Annotated in this window: 17 protein-coding genes; 8 read left to right on the plus strand and 9 right to left on the minus strand. The window is 72.4% G+C overall.

The annotated features are described in order from the left end of the window. The first annotated feature begins 65 nt into the window (after positions 1 to 65). The 4 genes from ACLQ20_RS24370 to ACLQ20_RS24385 are packed head-to-tail and all read left to right on the plus strand — an operon-like array spanning position 66 to position 5415. Positions 66 to 1391 (plus strand): ABC transporter substrate-binding protein, encoded by a 1326-nt coding sequence (locus ACLQ20_RS24370; protein ID WP_151455869.1) that lies wholly within the window; start codon positions 66 to 68, stop codon positions 1389 to 1391. A gap of 21 nt (positions 1392 to 1412) precedes the next feature. After that, a complete protein-coding gene (locus tag ACLQ20_RS24375) occupies positions 1413 to 2369 on the plus strand; it encodes a sugar ABC transporter permease (RefSeq protein ID WP_327030952.1) in 957 nt (318 codons plus the stop codon). Next, positions 2366 to 3277, plus strand: coding sequence for a carbohydrate ABC transporter permease (locus ACLQ20_RS24380; protein WP_151455867.1), 912 nt, complete (start codon positions 2366 to 2368; stop codon positions 3275 to 3277). The genes ACLQ20_RS24375 and ACLQ20_RS24380 overlap by 4 nt, the downstream gene beginning before the upstream one ends. Next, positions 3274 to 5415, plus strand: a complete 2142-nt coding sequence (locus ACLQ20_RS24385) for an alpha-galactosidase (RefSeq protein ID WP_425857763.1) — start codon at positions 3274 to 3276, stop codon at positions 5413 to 5415. Before ACLQ20_RS24380 ends, ACLQ20_RS24385 begins: the two co-directional genes overlap by 4 nt. A 90-nt stretch (positions 5416 to 5505) precedes the next feature. Here the strand turns inward: ACLQ20_RS24385 and ACLQ20_RS24390 are convergent, their stop codons facing one another. Further along, positions 5506 to 7293 carry a trypsin-like serine protease gene (locus tag ACLQ20_RS24390; RefSeq protein WP_425857764.1) on the minus strand — a complete coding sequence of 596 codons (1788 nt, stop codon included), beginning with the start codon at positions 7291 to 7293 and terminating at the stop codon, positions 5506 to 5508. A 492-nt stretch (positions 7294 to 7785) separates the two neighbouring features. Beyond that, entirely contained in the window at positions 7786 to 9174 is a 1389-nt protein-coding gene (locus tag ACLQ20_RS24395; RefSeq protein ID WP_327030948.1) for a cellulase family glycosylhydrolase, read from the minus strand. 239 nt (positions 9175 to 9413) lie between these two features. Here ACLQ20_RS24395 and ACLQ20_RS24400 point away from each other — a divergent pair, with 239 nt between their 5' ends. Next, entirely contained in the window at positions 9414 to 10376 is a 963-nt protein-coding gene (locus ACLQ20_RS24400) for a TIGR03557 family F420-dependent LLM class oxidoreductase (protein WP_425857765.1), read from the plus strand. After that, positions 10373 to 11230, plus strand: coding sequence for an alpha/beta fold hydrolase (locus ACLQ20_RS24405; RefSeq protein WP_327030946.1), 858 nt, complete (start codon positions 10373 to 10375; stop codon positions 11228 to 11230). The genes ACLQ20_RS24400 and ACLQ20_RS24405 overlap by 4 nt, the downstream gene beginning before the upstream one ends. 334 nt (positions 11231 to 11564) lie before the next feature. Here the strand turns inward: ACLQ20_RS24405 and ACLQ20_RS24410 are convergent, their stop codons facing one another. From ACLQ20_RS24410 to ACLQ20_RS24440, 7 genes are all read right to left on the minus strand, one after another. Then, complete coding sequence (locus ACLQ20_RS24410; protein WP_327030945.1) at positions 11565 to 12338, minus strand: hypothetical protein; 774 nt, start codon at positions 12336 to 12338, stop codon at positions 11565 to 11567. Between the two features lie 251 nt (positions 12339 to 12589). Then, entirely contained in the window at positions 12590 to 13393 is an 804-nt protein-coding gene (locus tag ACLQ20_RS24415) for an endonuclease/exonuclease/phosphatase family protein (RefSeq protein ID WP_425857766.1), read from the minus strand. A gap of 8 nt (positions 13394 to 13401) precedes the next feature. Continuing rightward, positions 13402 to 14892, minus strand: a complete 1491-nt coding sequence (locus ACLQ20_RS24420; RefSeq protein ID WP_425857767.1) for a phosphatase PAP2 family protein — start codon at positions 14890 to 14892, stop codon at positions 13402 to 13404. 79 nt (positions 14893 to 14971) lie between these two features. After that, positions 14972 to 15973 (minus strand): YihY/virulence factor BrkB family protein, encoded by a 1002-nt coding sequence (locus tag ACLQ20_RS24425; protein ID WP_151457564.1) that lies wholly within the window; start codon positions 15971 to 15973, stop codon positions 14972 to 14974. Next, positions 15966 to 16973, minus strand: a complete 1008-nt coding sequence (locus ACLQ20_RS24430; protein ID WP_151457563.1) for a diacylglycerol/lipid kinase family protein — start codon at positions 16971 to 16973, stop codon at positions 15966 to 15968. The genes ACLQ20_RS24425 and ACLQ20_RS24430 overlap by 8 nt, the downstream gene beginning before the upstream one ends. A 360-nt stretch (positions 16974 to 17333) precedes the next feature. Beyond that, positions 17334 to 17912, minus strand: a complete 579-nt coding sequence (locus tag ACLQ20_RS24435) for a Clp protease N-terminal domain-containing protein (RefSeq protein ID WP_358122553.1) — start codon at positions 17910 to 17912, stop codon at positions 17334 to 17336. Continuing rightward, positions 17912 to 18148: an HTH domain-containing protein gene (locus ACLQ20_RS24440; RefSeq protein ID WP_089001290.1), complete on the minus strand. Its 237-nt coding sequence runs from the start codon at positions 18146 to 18148 to the stop codon at positions 17912 to 17914. The genes ACLQ20_RS24435 and ACLQ20_RS24440 overlap by 1 nt, the downstream gene beginning before the upstream one ends. 131 nt (positions 18149 to 18279) lie before the next feature. Here ACLQ20_RS24440 and ACLQ20_RS24445 point away from each other — a divergent pair, with 131 nt between their 5' ends. Beyond that, positions 18280 to 18714, plus strand: coding sequence for a VOC family protein (locus tag ACLQ20_RS24445; RefSeq protein ID WP_151457780.1), 435 nt, complete (start codon positions 18280 to 18282; stop codon positions 18712 to 18714). 109 nt (positions 18715 to 18823) lie between these two features. Next, on the plus strand, positions 18824 to 19422 hold a 599-nt coding region (locus ACLQ20_RS24450), incomplete at its 3' end, for a PP2C family protein-serine/threonine phosphatase (RefSeq protein WP_425857768.1).

A 19422-nucleotide genomic window follows, 5' to 3' on the forward strand; every position in this document is an offset into this window, starting at 1 on the left:
GTTCACGATTGCCGGGACACCGCCACCGACGGCCCTCGGGCACCTCTTCATCCGCAGGAGGCACCATGTCCCGTCCCCGCACCCGAGCCGAGTACCTCGCCCGGCTCGTACCCCCCTCAGTGGCCGGCCTCAACCGTCGTTCGCTGCTGGCCGGCGCGGCCGGCACCACCGCGCTGCTCGGCACGGGCCTGCTCGCCGGCTGCGGTTCCGACTCCGGCGGCTCCGACGCCAAGACGGTGTCGCTGGGTTCCAACCAGTCCGACCCGAAGCCCAAGGAGGTGATCGCGAAGGTCATGGACGGCTTCCGGACCTCGTCCGGCCTCGAGGTCGCCGTCAACACCGTCGACCACAACACGTTCCAGGAGAACATCAACAACTATCTCCAGGGCAAGCCGGACGACGTGTTCATGTGGTTCGCCGGCTACCGGATGCGCTTCTTCGCCGCCCGGGGCCTCGCCGGTGACCTCAGCGACGTCTGGGGCAAGCTCTCCGGGATGTCCGACGCGTTCCGCAAGGCGTCGACCGGCGACGACGGCAAGCAGTACTTCGTGCCGTCGTCGTACTACCCGTGGGCCGTCTTCTACCGCAAGTCGGTCTGGCAGCAGAACGGCTACCAGGTGCCGAAGACCCTCGACGACCTGACCGCGCTCGCCGGGGAGATGAAGAAGGACGGGCTCACCCCGATCGCCTTCGCCGACAAGGACGGCTGGCCGGCGATGGGCACCTTCGACATCCTCAACCTGCGGATCAACGGCTACCAGTTCCACATCGACCTGATGGCCGGCAAGGAGTCCTGGACCTCCGACAAGGTGAAGAAGGTCTTCGACACCTGGCGCGGCCTGCTGCCCCTGCACCAGCCCGACAGCCTCGGCCGGACCTGGCAGGAGGCCGCCCAGTCGTTGCAGCAGAAGAAGAGCGGCATGTACCTGCTCGGCCTCTTCGTCGGCCAGCAGTTCGACGGCGCCGACCTGGCCGACCTCGACTTCTTCACCTTCCCCGAGATCGACCCGGCAATCGGCGCCAAGGCCCTGGACGCGCCCATCGACGGCTACATGATGGCCCGCAAGCCGAAGCAGGAAGCCAACGCCAGGAAGCTGCTGGAGTACGTCGGCTCGAAGGCGGCTGCGGACATCACCGTCAAGAGCGACCCGAGCACGCTGGTCGCCAACAGCGAGGCCGACACCAGCGGCTACAGCGCCCTGCAGAAGAAGGCCGCCGAGCTGGTCGGCTCGGCCACCGAGATCGCCCAGTTCCTGGACCGCGACACCCGCCCGGACTTCGCCTCCACGGTGATCATCCCGGCGCTCCAGCAGTTCATCAAGGACCCGAAGGACATCGACGGGCTGACGTCGAGCATCGAGAACCAGAAGAAGTCGATCTTCACCGACTGACGGCGAGAGGGTGAGGGCACCGTGTCCGACCTGCCCCTGATCCAAGCGGATCGCGCCGCGCCGCCGCCGGCCGCGGCCACCTCCACGGGTGGTCGCCGCCGGCGCGTACGGCTGCTGTCCCGCACCGACCGCGTGGTCGTCGCGCTCATGGTGGCCGTACCGCTGCTGCTCGTCGTCGGCCTGGTCTGGCTGCCGGCGGGCGCCACCGTGCTGCTCTCCGGCACCGACTGGGACGGCATCGGCCCGGTCTCCGAGATCGAGTGGGTCGGCGGCCGCAACTACGCCGACGTGGTCCAGAACTACCCGCCGTTCGTGCCGGCCGTGCAGAACAACATGCTCTGGCTGGCGGCGCTGTTCGTGGTGGCCACCCCGTTCGGCATGTTCCTGGCCGTCCTGCTCGACAAGGAGCTGCGCGGCACCCGCTTCTACCAGACCGCGCTCTACCTGCCGGTGGTGCTCTCCCTGGCGCTGATCGGCTTCGTCTGGCAGCTGCTCTACTCCCGCGACCAGGGCCTGGTCAACGCCGTCCTCGGCACCGACGTCGACTGGTACGGCGACCCGGACGTCAACATCTGGGCCGTGCTGGTGGCCGCCGGCTGGCGGCACGTCGGATACATCATGCTGCTCTACCTGGCCGGGCTGAAGGGCGTCGACCCGTCGCTGCGGGAGGCCGCCGCCGTGGACGGCGCGTCGGAGGGCCGGACGTTCTTCAAGGTGATCTTTCCGGTCCTGCGGCCCATCAACATCATCGTGCTGGTGGTGACGGTGATCGAGTCGCTGCGCGCGTTCGACCTGGTCTGGGTCATCAACAAGGGCCGCAACGGCCTGGAACTGATCTCGGCGCTGGTCACCCAGAACGTGGTCGGCGAAGCGAGCCGCATCGGCTTCGGCTCGGCGCTGGCCACCATCATGCTCGTCGTCTCGCTGGTCTTCATCACCGTCTACCTGGCGACCGTGCTGCGGGAGGGACGCCGATGAGCACCGCGACCGTGCCCCGGGAGGACCGGACCGCCCCCGCGACCGAACGCCGCCCGCCGCCGCGCCCGGCCCGGGTGGTGCTGCACGTGTTCCTCGCGGCGGTGGCGATCGGTTGGCTCTTCCCGATCCTCTGGGCCGTGCTGACCTCGCTGCGCTCCTACGAGTACACGGCCACCAACGGCTACGTCTCGCTCGGCGGGTGGACCCTCGACAACTACGTCACCGCCTGGCGGACCGCCGAGTTCGGCAAGCACTTCCTCAACTCCGTCTACATCACCGTGCCGGCGGTGCTGCTGACCCTCTTCCTCGCCTCGTGCGTGGCGTTCGTCATCGCCCGGTTCAGCTGGAAGACCAACATCGTCCTGCTCGGCCTGTTCACCGCAGCGAACCTGCTGCCCCAGCAGGCCCTGCTCATCCCGCTGTTCCGGCTCTTCACGCAGGTGCCGCTGCCGGCGTTCATGAGCGACTCGGAGCTGCTCTACGACAGCTACTGGGGGCTGATCCTGGTCAACGTCGCCTTCCAGTGCGGCTTCTGCGTCTTCGTGCTCAGCAACTACATGAAGGCGCTGCCGCGCGACCTCTACGAGGCGGCGATGGTCGACGGGGCGAGCGTCTGGCGGCAGTACTGGCAGGTGACCATGCCGCTGTGCCGGCCGGCTTTGGCCGCGCTGGCCACCCTGGAGGTGACCTGGATCTACAACGAGTTCTTCTGGGCCACCGTGCTGATGCGCACGGGCGACAAGTTCCCGGTGACGAGTTCGCTCAACAACCTGCGCGGTGAGTTCTTCACCGACAACAACCTGGTCTCGGCCGGTTCGGTGCTGGTCGCGATCCCGACCCTGGTGATCTTCTTCCTCCTGCAGAGGCAGTTCGTCCGGGGCCTGACCCTGGGGGCTTCAAAGGGATGACCATCGTCCACCTACGCCGTGCCCGGACCAGCCTGGTGCTCGACGCGCGGGGCCCGGGGCTGCCCCGGGTCGCGCACTGGGGGGCCGACCTCGGCCCCGTCCCCGACGGCGACCTGCCCGCCCTGGTCGACGCCACCGTCGCGCCGGTCGTACGCAGCAGCTTCGACGCGCCGACGGTGCTGTCCCTGCTGCCCGAGGCGTCCGCCGGCTGGGGCGGCCGGCCGGCGCTCGCCGGGCACCGCGAGCGCCGGGACTGGTCCACCGCCTTCCGGCTGACCGGTCTCGACGTCGCCGACGACGGCACCGGCTCCGCCCGGGTCACCGTCCGGGCGGCCGACGGCGGGGCCGGGCTGACGCTGACCGTCGAGATCGCGCTCGACCCGACCGGCCTGGTGCTGCTGCGGCACCGGCTGCGCAACGACGGCGACACGGCGTACGAGCTGCGGGAGCTGACGCCGGTGCTGCCGGTGCCGGCGGTCGCCACCGAACTGCTCGACCTGACCGGCCGGTGGTGCCGGGAGCGGTCCCCGCAGCGGCACCCGTGGCCGATGGGCGCCTGGGTGCGCGAGGGCCGGCACGGCCGTACCGGGCACGACGCCACCCTGCTGCTGGTCGCCGGCACGGCCGGTTTCGGCTTCGGCCACGGCGAGGTGTGGGCGGTGCACACCGCGTGGAGCGGTGACCACGTGACCGTCGCCGAGCGGCGGCCGACGGGCGAGTCCACCCTCGGCGGCGGCGAGCTGCTCACCCCCGGCGAGGTGCTGCTCGACCCCGGCGGGGAGTACGCCACCCCGCTGCTGTACGCGGTCTTCTCCGCCGACGGGCTGGACGGACTCAGCGACGTCCTGCACACCCACCTGCGCGCCCGCCCGCAGCACCCGGCCACGCCCCGCCCGGTCACCCTCAACGTCTGGGAGGCCGTCTACTTCGACCACGACCTGGACCGGCTCCGCACGCTGGCCGACCAGGCGGCCGAGGTCGGGGTGGAACGCTTCGTGCTCGACGACGGCTGGTTCCGGGGCCGCCGCCACGACCGCGCCGGCCTCGGCGACTGGTACGTCGACGACACCGTCTGGCCGGACGGCCTGCACCCGCTCGTCGACCACGTACGCGGGCACGGGATGCAGTTCGGGCTCTGGGTGGAACCGGAGATGGTCAACCCCGACTCCGAGGTGTTCCGGGCCCACCCGGAGTGGGTGCTGTCGGCACCGGGCCGGCTGCCGCCCGCCTGGCGCCACCAGCAGGTGCTCGACCTGGCCCAGCCGCCGGCGTACACCTACCTGCTGGAGCGGCTGGACGCGCTGCTCACCGCGTACCCCGGCATCGACTACCTCAAGTGGGACCACAACCGGGACCTGACCGAGGCGGGGCACCAGGGCCGCCCCGGGGTGCGCGAGCAGACCCTCGCGGTCTACCGCCTCCTCGACGAGCTGCGCCGCCGCCACCCGGGGGTGGAGATCGAGAGCTGCGCGTCCGGCGGAGCCCGGGTGGACCTGGAGATCCTGCGACGGACCGACCGGGTGTGGGCCAGCGACTGCAACGACGCCCTGGAGCGGCTGGCCATCCAGCGCTGGACGGGGCTGCTGCTCCCGCCCGAGCTGGTCGGCAGCCACATCGGGCCGGAGCGCTCGCACACCACCCACCGCGTGCACGACCTGGGTTTCCGGGCGGCGACGGCGCTCTTCGGCCACCACGGCATCGAGTGGGACATCGGCGCGATCGACGCGGCACAGCGCGGCGAACTGGCCGCCTGGGTCGCGCTGCACAAGCGGCTCCGCCCGCTGCTGCACGCCGGCCGGGTGGTCCGGGTCGACCACCCGGACCCGGCCGTCTGGGCGCACGGCGTCATCGCCCACGACGGTTCCCACGCGGTGTACGCCGTGGCGCAGCTGGCCACCTCGGTGACCCAGGCGCCCGGGCCGGTCCGACTCCCCGGTCTCGACCCCCGCCGGCGGTACGCGGTGCGGCCCGCCGCCGGAGTGCCGGAGCCCGCCACGCTCCAGCGGGCCGCCCCGGGTTGGCTGGCGAGTGGCCGTGGGGTGAGGCTCGGCGGCGCGGTGCTGGCGACCGTCGGGCTCCAGCTGCCGGCGCTGCACCCCGAGCAGACCCTGCTGCTGGAGGTCACCGCCGCCGACTGAGCCGGTTCGCGGGCAGCGGTTGTCGTGCACGCCAACGGACGGTGTCCCCCTGCGTAGTGAGGCGCAGGGGGACACCTCAGGCAGAGAGGGTCACTGGCCGTGCAACCTCATGCTCGGCCACCAGCCGTACTCTGCGGGTCCCACGGTCCACGACTGCACCGGCGGGTTGAAGCCGCCGTCGGTCTTCGCGGTGAACGTGTGCAACCCGATGCCGTCGCTGGGGTACTGGTAGAGGACGGCGAGGTCGTCGCGTTTGTCGCCGTTGTAGTCGCCGGAGACAATCTTGATCCTGGCGAACTGGCCGAAGATGGTCGACGTCCAGGAGGCCAGCGGCGCCTCGAAGTTGCCGTCCGCCTTGGCGATCCAGGTGAACAGGCGCAGGCCGTTGTCGTTGAGCAGGACGGCAACGTCGTCGCGGCCGTCCCCGTTGAAGTCGCCGTCCACGACCTTCATCGAGGTGAGCGACGTGAACGGTGCGCTGTTCGGGGTCGACCAGGAGGTGTAGCCGGTGCCGAACGTGCCGTCAGCCTTGCCCGGCCAGGTGATCAGCGCCATGGCCGTGCTGTTGTTGTACCGGTAGAAGAGGCTCGCGTCGTCCCGGCCGTCGCCGTTGACGTCCCCGGCGAAGACCGAGGTGGTCGTCCAGCTACCGAAGTTGGGCGCCTTCCACACCTCGACCGGTTCTTCGAAGCCCCCGTCCGGTCGGGCGATCCAGTTGAACCATCCCTCGTCGCCGTTGGCGTATCCGTAGAAGGCGGTCAGGTCGGTCCGGCCGTCGCCGTTGAAGTCACCGGAGGCCATCTTCATGTTTTCCAGGTGGCCGAAGTTGTCGTCCGTCCAGGACCTGATCGGCGCGCTGTACTTGCCGTCCGGTCGGGTGATGAACGTATCCAGGTAGAAGTTGCCCCCGGCGCGCTTCGACATGACGGCGACGTCCCTGACGCCGTCGCCGTCGAAGTCGTCGTTGAAGACCTTGACCTGTTCCTTGTAGGCCCCGTTGCCGCCCGACCACTCGCCGAGCGGCGCGGTGAACGCGCCGGTGGAGGTCGCGGGGAAGGTCTGCGGCGCGCCGTCGCCGGTGGCGTACACGTAGAGGAAGTTGATGTCCTCGTACTGGTCGAGCGCCGGGCCCTGCGGGATGTTCGCGGTCAGCCAGGAACCGAGGTCGTCGACGCGGGTCTCCACCGCCTCGCGGCGCGTCTCGGTCTCGGCCAGGCAGCCGCCCTGCCAGGATGTGTGGTGCAGGGCCACGAGCTGCGGCTGGCCGTTGACCATGCGGACGGTCGGCCCGCCGAGGTCACCGCGGCAGATGGCGGCCTGCCCGCTGCCCAGGATCGCCAGCGTGCCGGCGTTCACGCCCTGCACGGAGAAGGTGCCGGTGTGCAGCTGGTCCGGCACCCAGGTGGTGGCGGTGCGACCGAAGCCGGCCACGGTGAGCTGCTCGCCCACGGTGGGGGCGGCGCCCAGCGGCACCGGAGCCGCGTCGACCCGCGCGGCGAGCCGGACGAGCACCGCGTCACGGTTGGGGTGCGGCACGATCCGGAAGACCGGAACGACCGCGCCGCTCGACGCGGTGAGGTCGGAGCGGCCCACGGTCACGGTGGCCGGCTTCGCGGGCGTGCCGGCGACGACCGGCTGGCCGTCGACGCTGAAGCAGCTCTTGGCGGTCAGCACCCACCACGGGTCGACCAGCGCGCCGCTACAGGCCTTGAGGCCTGGCCCCACCTCGATCTTCGCGGCGAACGCGAAGGAGCCGTCGCTGACGGCGGCACCTCCGGTGACCGCCTGGGCCGGCGAGACGCCGAGCAACCCGGCCAGCAGGGCGGTGGCGAGCAGGCCGGCAATCCAGGCTGTCCGCCGACGGTACGACGATGGCACAGACGATCCCTTCCGGATCAACTGGCGGGGGCGATGTACGACAGCGACGACGACAGGCGTCGAAGCGCGACTATGGTGTGCCGGACGACGCTCTCATGGGCGGCCGGCGCGTACAGCCAGGCGTGGCACCATGCAGACTCGTGCCCAACCGTGTGGCTGGGCACGATCGCGAACGATCATGCACGACAAGGACCCCCGTGTCCCTTGCGGACTCGCGACCACCAGAAGGCGATTGCAGGGTCACCGTAGGCATTCCCGCCTTCGGCCGCTGCCCACTCAACGGTGCGGTATCCCACATCGTCGATGTCTTGCGTCGTCTCCGATCCGCCCCTATGGTCAGCGGCCTCCGGGGGCGGCGCATCGGGCCGGCCAGCCCCGACCCGTCCGGCGCGCTGCGACCGCCCGTGCGGCACCCCGGCTCTTCGCCGATGTCACGAGGAAGAAAGGTGGCCGGGCCCGCGCGGGGCCCGGCCACCGGTGGTACGGGGAATCTCAGCTCGCGGTGCAGGTCACCGCGGGCGTGGCGTTGGTGCCGTTCCAGCTGGCGATGAAGCCGAAGCTGGTGCTGGCGCCGGCGCCCAGCCGGCCGTTGTAGTCGGCGTTGCGGGCCGTGACGGTCGACCCGCTGCTGCTCAGGACTGTGCTCCAGGACTGGCTGACGGTCTGGCCGTTGGCGAACGTCCACTTCGTCGTCCAGCCGGTGATCGCCGCCGAGCCGGCGGTCACCTTCACCTCACCCTGGAAGCCGCCCTGCCACTGGTTGCTCACCGTGTACGTCGCCGTGCAGCCGCCCGGCGGCGGGGTGCTCGGCGGCGGGGTCGTGGGCGGAGGCGTGGTGGGCGGCGGGGTCGTGGGCGGAGGCGTCGTCGGCGGCGGAGTGGTCGGCGGCGGGGTGCTGCCGAAGACCGTCGCCTCCTTCGCGGTGGCCTTGATCCCGTTCGCCCCGTTGAAGATGCGCTGGCCCCAGGTGCTCAGTGCGGCGGGGTTGAAGTTGGTGACCATGTCGAGGTACTCGACGCCACCGCCGTTGCCGCTCCACGACCAGCCCAGGTAACCGATCCCGTTGGCCTGGCTGTAGGAGAGGATGGTGTCCTCGTCGGGGTTGCCGTCGGAGTGGTCGAAGCCGAACTCGCCGACCACGATCGGCAGCTTGGCGGCGCGGAACCGGCCCAGGTAGTCGCTGATCTCGGCGGCGGTGTCGAAGACGCCGTACATGTGGATGGAGAAGACCGTGTTCTTCTGCGGGTCGGCCGCGAACACCGACGCGGCGTTGTCGCGCATGGTGAACGACCAGTCCTGACCCCAGTTCGGGGCGTCGACCATGATGGTGTGCGTCAGGCCGCCCGTACGCAGGCGCTTGATGGCGTTGGCGGTGTCGGTGGCCCAGGTGCCGTAGCCCTGGTTGCCGTACGGCTCGTTGCCGATGTTGACGATGACGTACTTCTCCTGGCCGGCGAGGGCGCTGGAGACGCTGAGCCAGTAGTCGACCGCCTGAGCGAGGGTGGCCGCCCCGCTCTGCTCGCCGTAGCCGGTGGTGTCGTGCACCTCCAGTACGCAGATCAGCCGGTTGGCCTTGCACAGCGAGATGACGTTGGCGACGTCGGCGGTGTCGTTCTTCGCCCACCGCTGGCCGCTGGCCAGCACCACCCGCACCGTGTTCGCCCCGAGCGCCTTGATGTTGGCGAAGGAGCTGGTCTGCTGCTGGTACCAGGTGTGCGCGTGGTTCACGCCACGCATGACGAACTCGCTGCCGTTGGCGTCGTAGAGCTTGCCGTCGGCGACGGAGAAGCCGGTCGCGGCCCGCGCGGGCTGACCGAACGCCAACACGGCGACCAGCAACGCGAGCAGGGCCGCACCGGCGGCGGAGAGTCTCTTCTTCATGGCCTTCCTCAAAGGGAGGACCCCCGCTGCCCAGGTGGGGGTGGGACGTCACAGGGGATGGCGGCTGCAGCCCGACAGCCGCCGCCCGGCTCCCGGCGGCGCAGGGATCAGCGTAGGCCGGTCGGGCCGGTCACGCAATGAACCGGTTAAGCAGCGGACCGCCGACACCGGACGCGAGGGTTGACCCGACCTGGCAGGGGTATCCGGGGATGATCCGCCCGGGTCGGAAGGAGACACCCATGGTCAAGGTCGGCTACACCCTGATGTGCGAGCAGGCCGGTCCGAAGCAACTGGTCGACTACGCGGTGCGGGCGGAGGCGGCCGGCTTCGACCAGCTCGTCATCTCCGACCACTACTACCCCTGGCTGGACTCCCAGGGCCACTCCCCGTACGCCTGGTCCGTGCTCGGCGCGGTCGCGCACGCCACCAGCCGGGCGGAGCTGATGTCCTTCGTCACCTGCCCGATCCGCCGCTACCACCCGGCGGTCGTGGCGCAGAAGGCCAGCACGGTCGGGGTCCTCTCGGACGGCCGGTTCACCCTCGGCCTCGGCGCGGGCGAGAACCTCAACGAGCACGTGGTCGGCGGCTGGCCGCACGTGCAGCAGCGGCACGAGATGTTCGAGGAGGCCCTCCAGATCATCCGGCCCCTGCTCAACGGGGAGACGCTGACCTTCTCGGGCAACCACTACGACGTGCCCGACGCCTACGTGTGGGACCGGCCGGCCCGCCCGGTGCCGATGGCCGTCGCCGCCTCCGGCCGCCAGTCGGTCACCCTCGCCGCCGAGTACGGCAACGGCCTCGTCACGACCGAACCGGACCCGCACATCATCGAGATGTACGACGAGGCCGGCGGCGCCGGGCAGCCCCGCTACGGGCAGGTGGCCATCTGCTACGGCCCGGACGAGGCGGAGTGCCGCAAGATCGTGCACGACCAGTTCCGCTGGTTCGGGATGGGCTGGAAGGTCAACGCCGACCTGCCCGGGCCGGAGTCGTTCGCCGCCGCCACCCAGTTCGTCCGCGAGGAGGACGTGGCCGAGGGGATCTCCTGCGGGCCCGACGTGGACCGGCACGTCGAGGCGTTCCGCAAGTTCGTCGACGCCGGCTTCACCCACGTGGCGATCGTGCAGGTGGGCGGCGAGACGCAGCCGATGTTCCTGGACTGGGCGCAGGAGCAGCTCCTGCCGAGGCTGCGCGAGCTGTGAGGGCGGCACCGGTCCGGCGTCCCCGGGTGACCCCGCCGGGCCGCTTCGGTCCGGCGGAGCTGCGCCTCGCGCTGGCCGCCCCGAAGCCGGCCGCCGGGCTGACCAGCGAGTGGCGGCTGGTCGACGGGATCCGTACGCACACCCGCCGCGCCGGCGACCCCGGCACCGCCGCCACCCCGGTCGTGCTGGTGCACGGGCTGGCGGTGTCCCACCGCTACCTGACCCCGCTCGCCCTCGCGCTGGCCGACACCCACCCGGTGTACGCGCCCGACCTGCCCGGCTTCGGGCTGACCGAGCGCCCCGGCCGCGCGTACGACGTGCCCCGGCACGCCGCGCACCTGGCCGCCTGGCTGGCCGCGTACCGGATGCCGCCCGTCTGCCTGCTCGGGCACTCGTTCGGCGCGGAGGTCGTCGCGGCGCTCGCCGCCCGGCACCCCGACGCGGTCGCGGCGGTGGTGCTCGCCGGCCCGACCAGCGACCCGGCCGCCCGGTCCCGGCGGGGACAGTTCGGGCGCTGGCTGGTGGACACCCTGCGGGAGGCGCCGTTGCAGGCGCCGATCCTGCTCCGGGACGTCCTCGACGCCCGCCCCTGGCGGGTCCACGCGACGCTGTCGCACTCGGTGCGCAACGGCATCGAGGCGGACCTGGTCCGCATCGCCGCGCCCACCCTGGTCGTGGCCGGTTCCCGGGACCCGGTCGTGCCGCCGTCCTGGCGCGCGCAGGTGGGCCGGCTGGTGCCGCACGCCCGTACGGTCACCGTGCCGGGCGCCGCGCACAACGTCGTGACCACCGCCCCGGCGCAGGTCGCCGACGCGGTCCGCGCCCTGCTGTCCCCCACACTCACGAACAGGTGACGAGATGCGTATCGGCAACACGGAGATCCGTCCGGCCGGCGGCGGCCTGGGCTGCCTGCTGATGATCCTCTTCTCGATCGTCGCCTCGGTCGTCCTGACCGTGGTGCTCAACCTGCTCCTGTAACCCTGCCCGGGGCTCGCGCTCGGGCTCGGGCTCGGGCTCGGACTCCGGCTCCGGCTCCGGCTCCGGCTCCGGCTCCGGCTCCGGCTCCGGCTCCGAGATCTTGGTATGGGAGTGCCCCTGGAGGGGCCGTTTCTTGCCAAGATCTCGCTCGGGCACCGCTCGTCGGGCAGCGCTCATCGGGTACCCCGCCGTCGTCACGGCGTCGGCGGGTCAGCCGCGCAGGCCGAGGGCGGTCAGCGCCTCACGGGTCGCCTGGCGAACCGGGTCCACGACGGCGTGGCGCACCCAGCGGACGGCCGGCGACACGGTCGCCCGCCACGCGGCCGCCAGTGCCCGACCCACCGGGCGGACAGCGTGCCGCCACAGCCAGCCCGCCCCGAGCACGAAGGGCCGCAGCGTGAGCGCGTAGCACCACCAGAGCAGCCGGCCGGCGGCCCACCACGCCCAGCCGAGCGCGCCGAGCAGCACCCGCCCCACCGCCGCCAGCCACCGCCCGACCGCCGCGAGCCCCGCCACCAGCAGGCGTCCGAGCGGCGCGAGGAGCCGGGCCAGCCAGCGCAGCGGAACCCAGATCAGGTGGTACGCCAGCCAGGCCAGCGGTATCCACACCACCGTCCGGGCCAGCCAGGCCAGCCCCCGTGCGAGCCACACCAACGGCACCCAGACCAGCGTGCGCAGCAGCCAGGCCAGGCCAAGGCCGAGCCACCGCAGCAGCCAGGCCACGCCGCCGCCGAGCCAGCTCAGCGGCACCCACACCAGGATCCGCAGCAGCCAGCCCAGCGGGCGCAGCAGCCAGCGGTCCAGGAACCGACCGAGCGGCGCGAGCAGCCAGCGGTGCAGCCACCGGCCGACGGCGGCGACCACCTCCCAGGCCAGCCGGACGGGCACCACCACGACCAGCGCGATTCCCCGAACGACGGCGACCAGCAACGGGGTGGGTGGGGACCCGGCGTTCCCCGGGTCCGCGCTCGGCGAGTCGATCACCGGCTCACGGTAGTCAGCACCGACAACGCGCCGCCCTCCCGGCCCTCGGGGGCGGACCGGGGTCGCCCTGCCAGGCCGGGCGGGGCATGCGGTCAGGCCGGGCGGGGCGGGCGGTCAGGCCGGGCGGGGCGGGCGGTGAGGGCGAGCGGGGCGGACGGTGAGCGCGGGCGGTCAGGCGCGGGCAGAGCGGTCAGGCCGGGCGGGCACGCGAGGGCAGAGGGTCAGGCCGGGCGTAGGCAGGGGCAGGGCGGTCAGGCGGGGTCGAGGTCCAGGTCCGCCACCACCGGATAGTGGTCGGAGGCGTACTCGGTCTCGCCGCCCCGCAGCACCCGGCAGTCGCGCACCCGGCCGGCGAGCGCCGCCGTGCCGAGCAGGTAGTCCAGCCGCATCCCGGAGAACTCCGCCCCGCCGCCGTGCCGGGTGGGCGCGGTCAGCCCGCCGTCGGGCGCCCCCGCCGTCGCGTACAGATCGACCAGGCCGGCGGCGAGCAGCCGGGCCACCGCGCGGGTCTCCACCGTCCGCCCGTCCCGGCGCAGGTGACGGCGGCGGTACGCGGCCGGGAGCCGGGCGATGCGGTCGGTGTGGTCGGCGACCGGGTCGAGGGTGTTGAGGTCACCGGCCAGCAGCGCCAGCTCCCCCGGCGCGCGGCGCAGCGCGGCGGCGGCCCAGCCCGCCTCGATGCGCCGCCGCAGCCCCGAGTACGGGTCGAGGTGGACGCTCAGCACCGTCAGCGGGCCGGCGGTGGTCGCCACGGTGACCCGCTGCGCGGCATGGTGGAACGGCCGGCGTACCCGGGTCGCGGTGAGGGCGCGCAGCGGCGGGCGCAGCAGCACCGCCACCGGCTGGCCGAAGCAGGAACGGGCCAGGTGGGGACGCATCCCCACCCGGCCCGCGAAGTCGGCGAGCACGTCGCCGGAGTCGAAGTGCCGCAGTTCCTGCAACGCCAGCACGTCCGGCCGCTGGTCGGCGACGACCCGGACCAGCAGGTCCCGACGGTCGGCGCCGCCGGAGTCCCGTCCGCCGGTCCGGATGTTCCAGGTCATCGCCCGCAGCATCGGCGGCGTCAGTCCGCCCGACCGGCCTTGGCCAGCTCGTCGTCGAGGGTGTGCACGTCCTCGGACTCGATGCTCGGCCGGTTGCCCTCGTGGACGTCCTCGTTGGGGCGGAGCACCCAGTAGAGCAGCCCGATCCAGAGGGTGGTGAGGATGATCGCGCCCATGAAGTCGGTGGGGTGGTGCATCCCCCGGTACATCCGGCTGATCGCCACCCCGGTCGGCATCACGACCGCCAGCGCCACGAAGAGCCACCGCCACCACCGGTCGGTACGCGGAAAGACGATCACCGCGATCGCCACCCAGACGCAGAGCGTGGCGGCGATGTGGCCGGACGGGAAGGAGGAGGTCGGCATCGGCCCGTCGAGGTTGCCGACGGGCGGTCGCGGCCGGTCGACCGCGGCGGCAGAGGCGAGGAAGAGGCTCAGCTCACCGAACATGGTCAGTGCCACGAAGAGCACCGGCCGCCAACGCCGCCACACGGCCAGCACGATCGGGCAGAAGACCAGCGAGATGAGCAGGATGGCGTGGGTGTCGCCGACCTTGCTCCACCAGTAGCTGAAGTCGTCCCGGCCGGGGCTGCGATGCTCGGCGAACCACCTCGGCACGTCCGTGTCCAGGGTGGCGAAGAAGGTGCCGCCGGCGTGGTAGCTGACGAACATGCCGAAGCCGTAGAGCGCGCCGAGGATCAGCACCCAGCCGACGATCAGCTCGAACACGGCGGCCCGGGGGTGCGGCAGCAGGTGCGCCTCGTCGGGGGCGGGCGCCACGTCGTGCGCGGCCTCCGGCTCCAGCCCCTCGGTCAACGCCGGGACCGGCCGGCCGCGCTCCAACCGCCAGAGCCGGAAGGCGTACGCGGTGACGCCGAGCCAGGCGGCGCCGAGCAGCCAGGCCCCCAGCACGTCCGAGACGAAGTGCACGCCCAGCGCGATCCGGGTCAGTCCGATGAGGAAGACGACGAGGGCGACCAGGGCGATCGCGGGCTTGCGCCAGCGGCGCGACATGGCCGGCAGGAAGACCAGCAGCAGCGCCCCGTACGCGACCATCGAGCCGAGCGCGTGGCCGCTGGGGAAGCTGTCCCCGGCGTACGTGCCGATGGGCACGTCCACCTCGGGGCGCAGCCGGTCGACAAGCGTCTTGAGCGCCGGGTCGAGGACGAGGGCGCCGACGCCGGTGACGATCAGGAACACCGCCAGCCGGCCCTGCTTGCGGATCAGCAGGCCGACCACGGCGACCGACACCAGCCAGATGATGACCGCCCGCCCGCCGAGGTCGGTGAGCGCGTTGAGCACGGTCACCAGCGGCCCGTGCGGGGCGACCAGGTCGTTGAGCCACTGGGCCACGCCGTGGTCGACGTCGTGGAGCGGGGACCACCGGGTCCGGACGAGGACGAGGAGAATCCCGAACCCGACCCCGGCACCGAGCACGATCGCCAGTCCGGCGAGCGTACGTTCGGTGAAGTGACCCAAGGGTCGTCGTAACGCCTCTTTGACCGCGCCCACGGCAGCCTCCCTCTCGCTTCTGGCGTGCCGCATTACCCGATCGGCGCTCCGCGTACACCGAGGGATGTCCGATGCGGAGCTAGAGGGAGCTCATCTCGCCGGTGTCGTGGATCTCCTGGCGCTCGGCCTCGGGCTCCCAGAGGTCGGGCTGGGCGGGCTCGCGCGCCCCGATGCGCAGCGCCTCCAGCTGGGCGGCGAAGGAGAGTCCACCGAAGAGCGCCATGCCGGTCAGGTTGGCCCAGAGCAGCAACGCCATCATCCCGGTCAACGCCCCGTACGTCTGGCCGAACCCGCCGCTGAACCGCACGTACGCGGCGAGCAGCAGGCTGGCCAGCCACCACAGCGCGGTGGCGATGCCGGCGCCGAAGAAGAGCCAGGACAGGCCGGGCTGCTTGCGGCGGGGGGCGTGCCGGAAGATCACCGCGACGGCGAGGACGGTCAGGCCCAGGCTGAGCGGCCAGCGCACCACGTTCCAGAGGCCGTTGGCGAACTCGCCCCAGGCGTAGTGTCGCTGCACCGAGTCGCCCATCGGGCCGCCGCCGACGAGGATCAGGAAGCCGGTGAGCGCCGGTACGCCGGCGGTGAGGGCGAGGACGCTGGCGCGGACGTACTTCCACAGCGCGGGCCGGTCCCGCTCCACGCCGTAGATCCGGTTGGCGCCGCGCTCGATCTGGGCCATGGTGGTGGTCAGCGCGACCAGGCCGGTGAGCATGCCGAGGCCGAGCGCCAGCTCCCCGGCGCGTTCGGTGCGGTCCCCCTCGCCGAGCAGCTCGGCCACCATCGGTTCGCTCGCCCCGGGGGTGAGGGCCAGGACCGTGTCGGCGACCACCCGGCCGCCCTCCTCCACGCCGAGTTCGCTGATCAGGCCGGTCAGCGCGATCAGGAACGGCACCACGGCGAGGCAGAGTTGCAGCGCGAAGGCGCGCGAGTGGCTGAACCCGTCGCCGTAGCGGAACCGGATGAACGCGTCGCGCAGCAGGTGCCAGCCGCCCTGCCGGCGCAGTGTGTGCCAGGCGTCGTCGGCGTTGAGTTCCTCGTCGGACATCAGCCGGGTCTCCGGCACGATCCGGGTGCTACTCACGGCGGGCTTCCTCGATCAACTGCTCACCACGCTCGGCGGCCGCCTGCGCGTCCTCGGCCAGGTCGGGATCCTGCGCCGGCTGCGGCACGCAGAGCCACAGCGCCCGCCGCCGGATCTCGGCCTTCAGGGTGCGACCCGGCTCGATGAGATCGCCGTCGAGCTCCCGGGGCTGGGCCCGGTTGCTGGTGATCTCCACCCGCCTGGCCTTGAAGACCTCCATGCGGGGGACGCGGTCCTGCCGGCGTACGACCGCCCAGCCGAGCGCCAGCCATTGCCGCAGCGTGCGCGGGGTGAGCACCGCGACGTCGAGGTAGCCGTCGTCCGGTTCGGCGTCGGTGAGCAGCCGCACCCCGCCCTGGAGGCGGCCGACGTTGGCGACGAGGACGGAGCGGGCCCGGCGGCGGATCGGCTGCTGGTCGTCGATGCGGATGGAGACCCGCATCGGTCGGTCGCGCAGGTGCCGGGCGGCCCCCACGACGTACGCCGGCCAGCCGATCCGCTTCTTGGTGGTCTCCGAGGTGTCGGCGAGCATCTGGGCGTCGAAGCCCATGCCGGCCATCACCGTGAAGTAGTGGTCCTCGACCGCGCCGACGTCGAGCAGCCGGCGGCCACGCTCGACGGCGACCTCCAGCCCGGCGGCCAGGTCACCCGAGAGGCCCAGGTTGGCCGCGAGGAGGTTGCCGGTGCCCTGGGGCAGCACGGCGAGCGCCACCTCGGTGCCGACCAGGCCGCTGACGCAGGCCATCACGGTGCCGTCGCCGCCGCAGGCGAAGACGACGTCCACGCCGGCCTCCACCGCCTCCTGCGTCTGGCCGCGGCCCGGGTCCTCGACCGTGGTCTCGAACCACAGCGGCTCGGGCCAGCCGGCCGCCGCGAGGGCGTCGTGGACCGTCTGACGCAGTTCGTCGAGGTCGGCCACCTTCACCGGGTTGACCACCACGGCGGAGCGCAGGCCACCGCCGTCGGGTGCCGCGCGTCGCTTGTCCTGTCGAGGGTCCACGGCGCCAGTGTGCAGCAGATCCGGCACGGCAGCGACCCGGCGGCGCGGTGATGTTACGCGCAGCGCAAACGCGTTTGCCCCCGCCCCGACCGTCCCCCACCTCCCACCCCACCCGCACCCCCTCTCCACCCCGCCGTCGGCCCGCCGATCATGAGGTCGACGGCGGCGCTTGAGATCGACATCCCCGCCAACCTCATGATCACCGGGCCGGGCCGAAGGTGCGCCGGAGTGGGCCGGGCCGTGGGTGGGGGTGGGGGTGGGCCGGAGGTGAGGTGGGCCGAGGGTGCGCCGGCCGGAGTGGGCCGGGCCCAGCCGCGGGTGGGGTGGGCAGGACGTGGGGTGGGTGAGGTGAGGGTTTGGTCAGGCGGGGGTGCGGAGGGCGGTCTCGACGCGGCGGCGCAGGTCGTCGAGGTCGGCGCCGGCCTCGGTGAGCACCCGTGCGCCCAGCCCATGACCCTCGCGGAGCACGCCGAGCAGGATGTGCTCCGTGCCGATGTGGCGGTGGTGCAGTCGCAGCGCCTCACGCAACGCCAGCTCCAGCACCTTCTTGGCGCGCGGGGAGAAGGGGCCGCCCGCGTACCGCCGGCGACCCCAGCGGCGGCGCGGCGCCGGCGCGGCCTCGCGCAGCGCGTCCGGGCCGAAGGACTCCTCGATCCGGGCCACGATGGCGGCCAGGTCGATGCCGATCTCGTGCAGGGCCGCGGCGTCGGCGTCGGCGAGGCCGGTGGCTCCCCGCACGGTGTGCCGGCGGACGCGGGCCCGCAGGTCGTCGGCGCGGAGGCCGGCCTCGGCGAGCACCCGGGCGGCGAGGTTGTCGCCGTCCGAGAGCAGGGCGAGCAGCAGGTGCTCGGTCCCGACGGGCCGGTCGCCCTCGGTCCGGGCCTCGTCCCGGGCGTACCGCACGACCGTGCGGGCCCGGTCGGTGAACCGTTCGAACATCACGCCTCCCAGGAAGATCCGACCGCCGGACGACCGGCGTGCTTCTTGTGGACCGCCTGCCGGCTGACCTCGAGCTCGTCGGCGATCTCCTGCCAGGACCAGCCCTGTCGACGGGCGTTGTCCACCTGGACCACCTCGAGCCGTTCGAGCAACCGGCGCAGCGCGCGGACGGCGCGCAGCCCGACCCGGGGGTCGGTGCTGCCGGCTGCCGCCGCGAGTTCCGTTGCCTGACTCATGTCGTCAACTTACGTTGACATCGCCGCACTGTCAACCCATGTTGACAACTTCGTCCGGGCACCGGGTGCCAGGCGTGGGTGCGCAGCGAAACCGGGGAGACGACGGAGGATCCCGCCTCTATGGTGGTTCGATGGCGTCGGTCAAGCAGGTCCAGGTCACCTTCGACTGCGCAGAACCTGAGCGCGTCGCTCGTTTCTGGTGCGAGGCGTTGGGATACGTCGTACCGCCTCCACCTGAGGGGTTTGCCACCTGGGACGACTTCGATCGCGCGCTGCCGCCTGAGCGGCAGGGCTCCGCGTTCGCATGCGGCGATCCCACAGGCGTGGGCCCGCGACTGTTCTTCCAGCGCGTTCCCGAAGGCAAGGTCGTCAAGAACCGGCTGCACCTCGACGTGCGGGTCGGCACCGGGCTCGTGGGTGAGGAGCGCGTGGCCGCGCTTGAGGCCGAATGCGCACGACTGGTCGCGCTCGGCGCGGTGCGCGTGCGACTACTGACTGCCGACGGCTACGACGAGTCGTGCCTCGTGATGCAGGACGTCGAGGGCAACGAGTTCTGTCTCGACTGAGTGGCCGCGAACGTGGCAACCCGGACCACCTGCGCCGGCAACCCACAGTACGATCCGCCGGTGCCCCTCCTCCGCCGGCCGCCGCGCCGAGGTCACCGTGCCCGGTGACGTGCACCGTCTCCCGCTCGGCGAGGTCACGCTGGAGTTCGCCGGCGGCAGTGTGGTCGGCAACCGCTACCCGGCCAACTTCGACGTGCTGCACGTCGACCCCGCCCTGCCCTTCGCCGCGGTGGTCGACGGCATGGGCGCCGGCGAGGGCAGCCGCCGGGCCGGCACGACGGCCATGAGCACTTTCGTCGCGCAGGTCCGGGCCGCCTGGCCCGCGGTCGACGCGCGCCAGTTACGCGCCGCCGTGGGCCACGTCCAGTCAGCCGTACGCGCCGCCGGCGCACAGTTGGCGGAGCTGACCGGCTGCACCCTGACCGCCCTGCTCGTGGAGCCCGACGGCGGGCAGGGCTGGCTCGTCCAGCTCGGCGACTCCCGTGCCTACCGCCTGCGCGACGGCCTGCTGGAACTCCTCACCGTCGACCACACGGCGGCCTGGCTGGGCGTACTGCACGGCTGGTACCCGGTCGGCTCCCCCGCCGCCGATCGCGCCCGCTACCAGCTCACCCGCTACGCCGGCCATCCGGACGAGCCGGAGGCGGACCTGCTCGCGGTGTCGCTGCGCCCCGGCGACGTCTGGCTGCTCTGCACCGACGGCGTCAG

Source organism: Micromonospora sp. DT46, assembly GCF_049841735.1.
In the GTDB taxonomy this organism is placed as follows: domain Bacteria; phylum Actinomycetota; class Actinomycetes; order Mycobacteriales; family Micromonosporaceae; genus Micromonospora; species Micromonospora reichwaldensis.

Excerpts from the sequence above, each read along its gene's own strand:
- ACLQ20_RS24370 (WP_151455869.1), top strand. The coding sequence starts at position 66 with ATGTCCCGTCCCCGCACCCGAGCCGAGTACCTCGCCCGGCTCGTACCC.
- ACLQ20_RS24380 (WP_151455867.1), top strand. The coding sequence starts at position 2,366 with ATGAGCACCGCGACCGTGCCCCGGGAGGACCGGACCGCCCCCGCGACC.
- ACLQ20_RS24385 (WP_425857763.1), top strand. The coding sequence starts at position 3,274 with ATGACCATCGTCCACCTACGCCGTGCCCGGACCAGCCTGGTGCTCGAC.
- ACLQ20_RS24395 (WP_327030948.1), bottom strand. The coding sequence starts at position 9,174 with ATGAAGAAGAGACTCTCCGCCGCCGGTGCGGCCCTGCTCGCGTTGCTG.
- ACLQ20_RS24400 (WP_425857765.1), top strand. The coding sequence starts at position 9,414 with ATGGTCAAGGTCGGCTACACCCTGATGTGCGAGCAGGCCGGTCCGAAG.
- ACLQ20_RS24415 (WP_425857766.1), bottom strand. The coding sequence starts at position 13,393 with ATGCTGCGGGCGATGACCTGGAACATCCGGACCGGCGGACGGGACTCC.
- ACLQ20_RS24435 (WP_358122553.1), bottom strand. The coding sequence starts at position 17,912 with ATGTTCGAACGGTTCACCGACCGGGCCCGCACGGTCGTGCGGTACGCC.
- ACLQ20_RS24440 (WP_089001290.1), bottom strand. The coding sequence starts at position 18,148 with ATGAGTCAGGCAACGGAACTCGCGGCGGCAGCCGGCAGCACCGACCCC.
- ACLQ20_RS24445 (WP_151457780.1), top strand. The coding sequence starts at position 18,280 with ATGGCGTCGGTCAAGCAGGTCCAGGTCACCTTCGACTGCGCAGAACCT.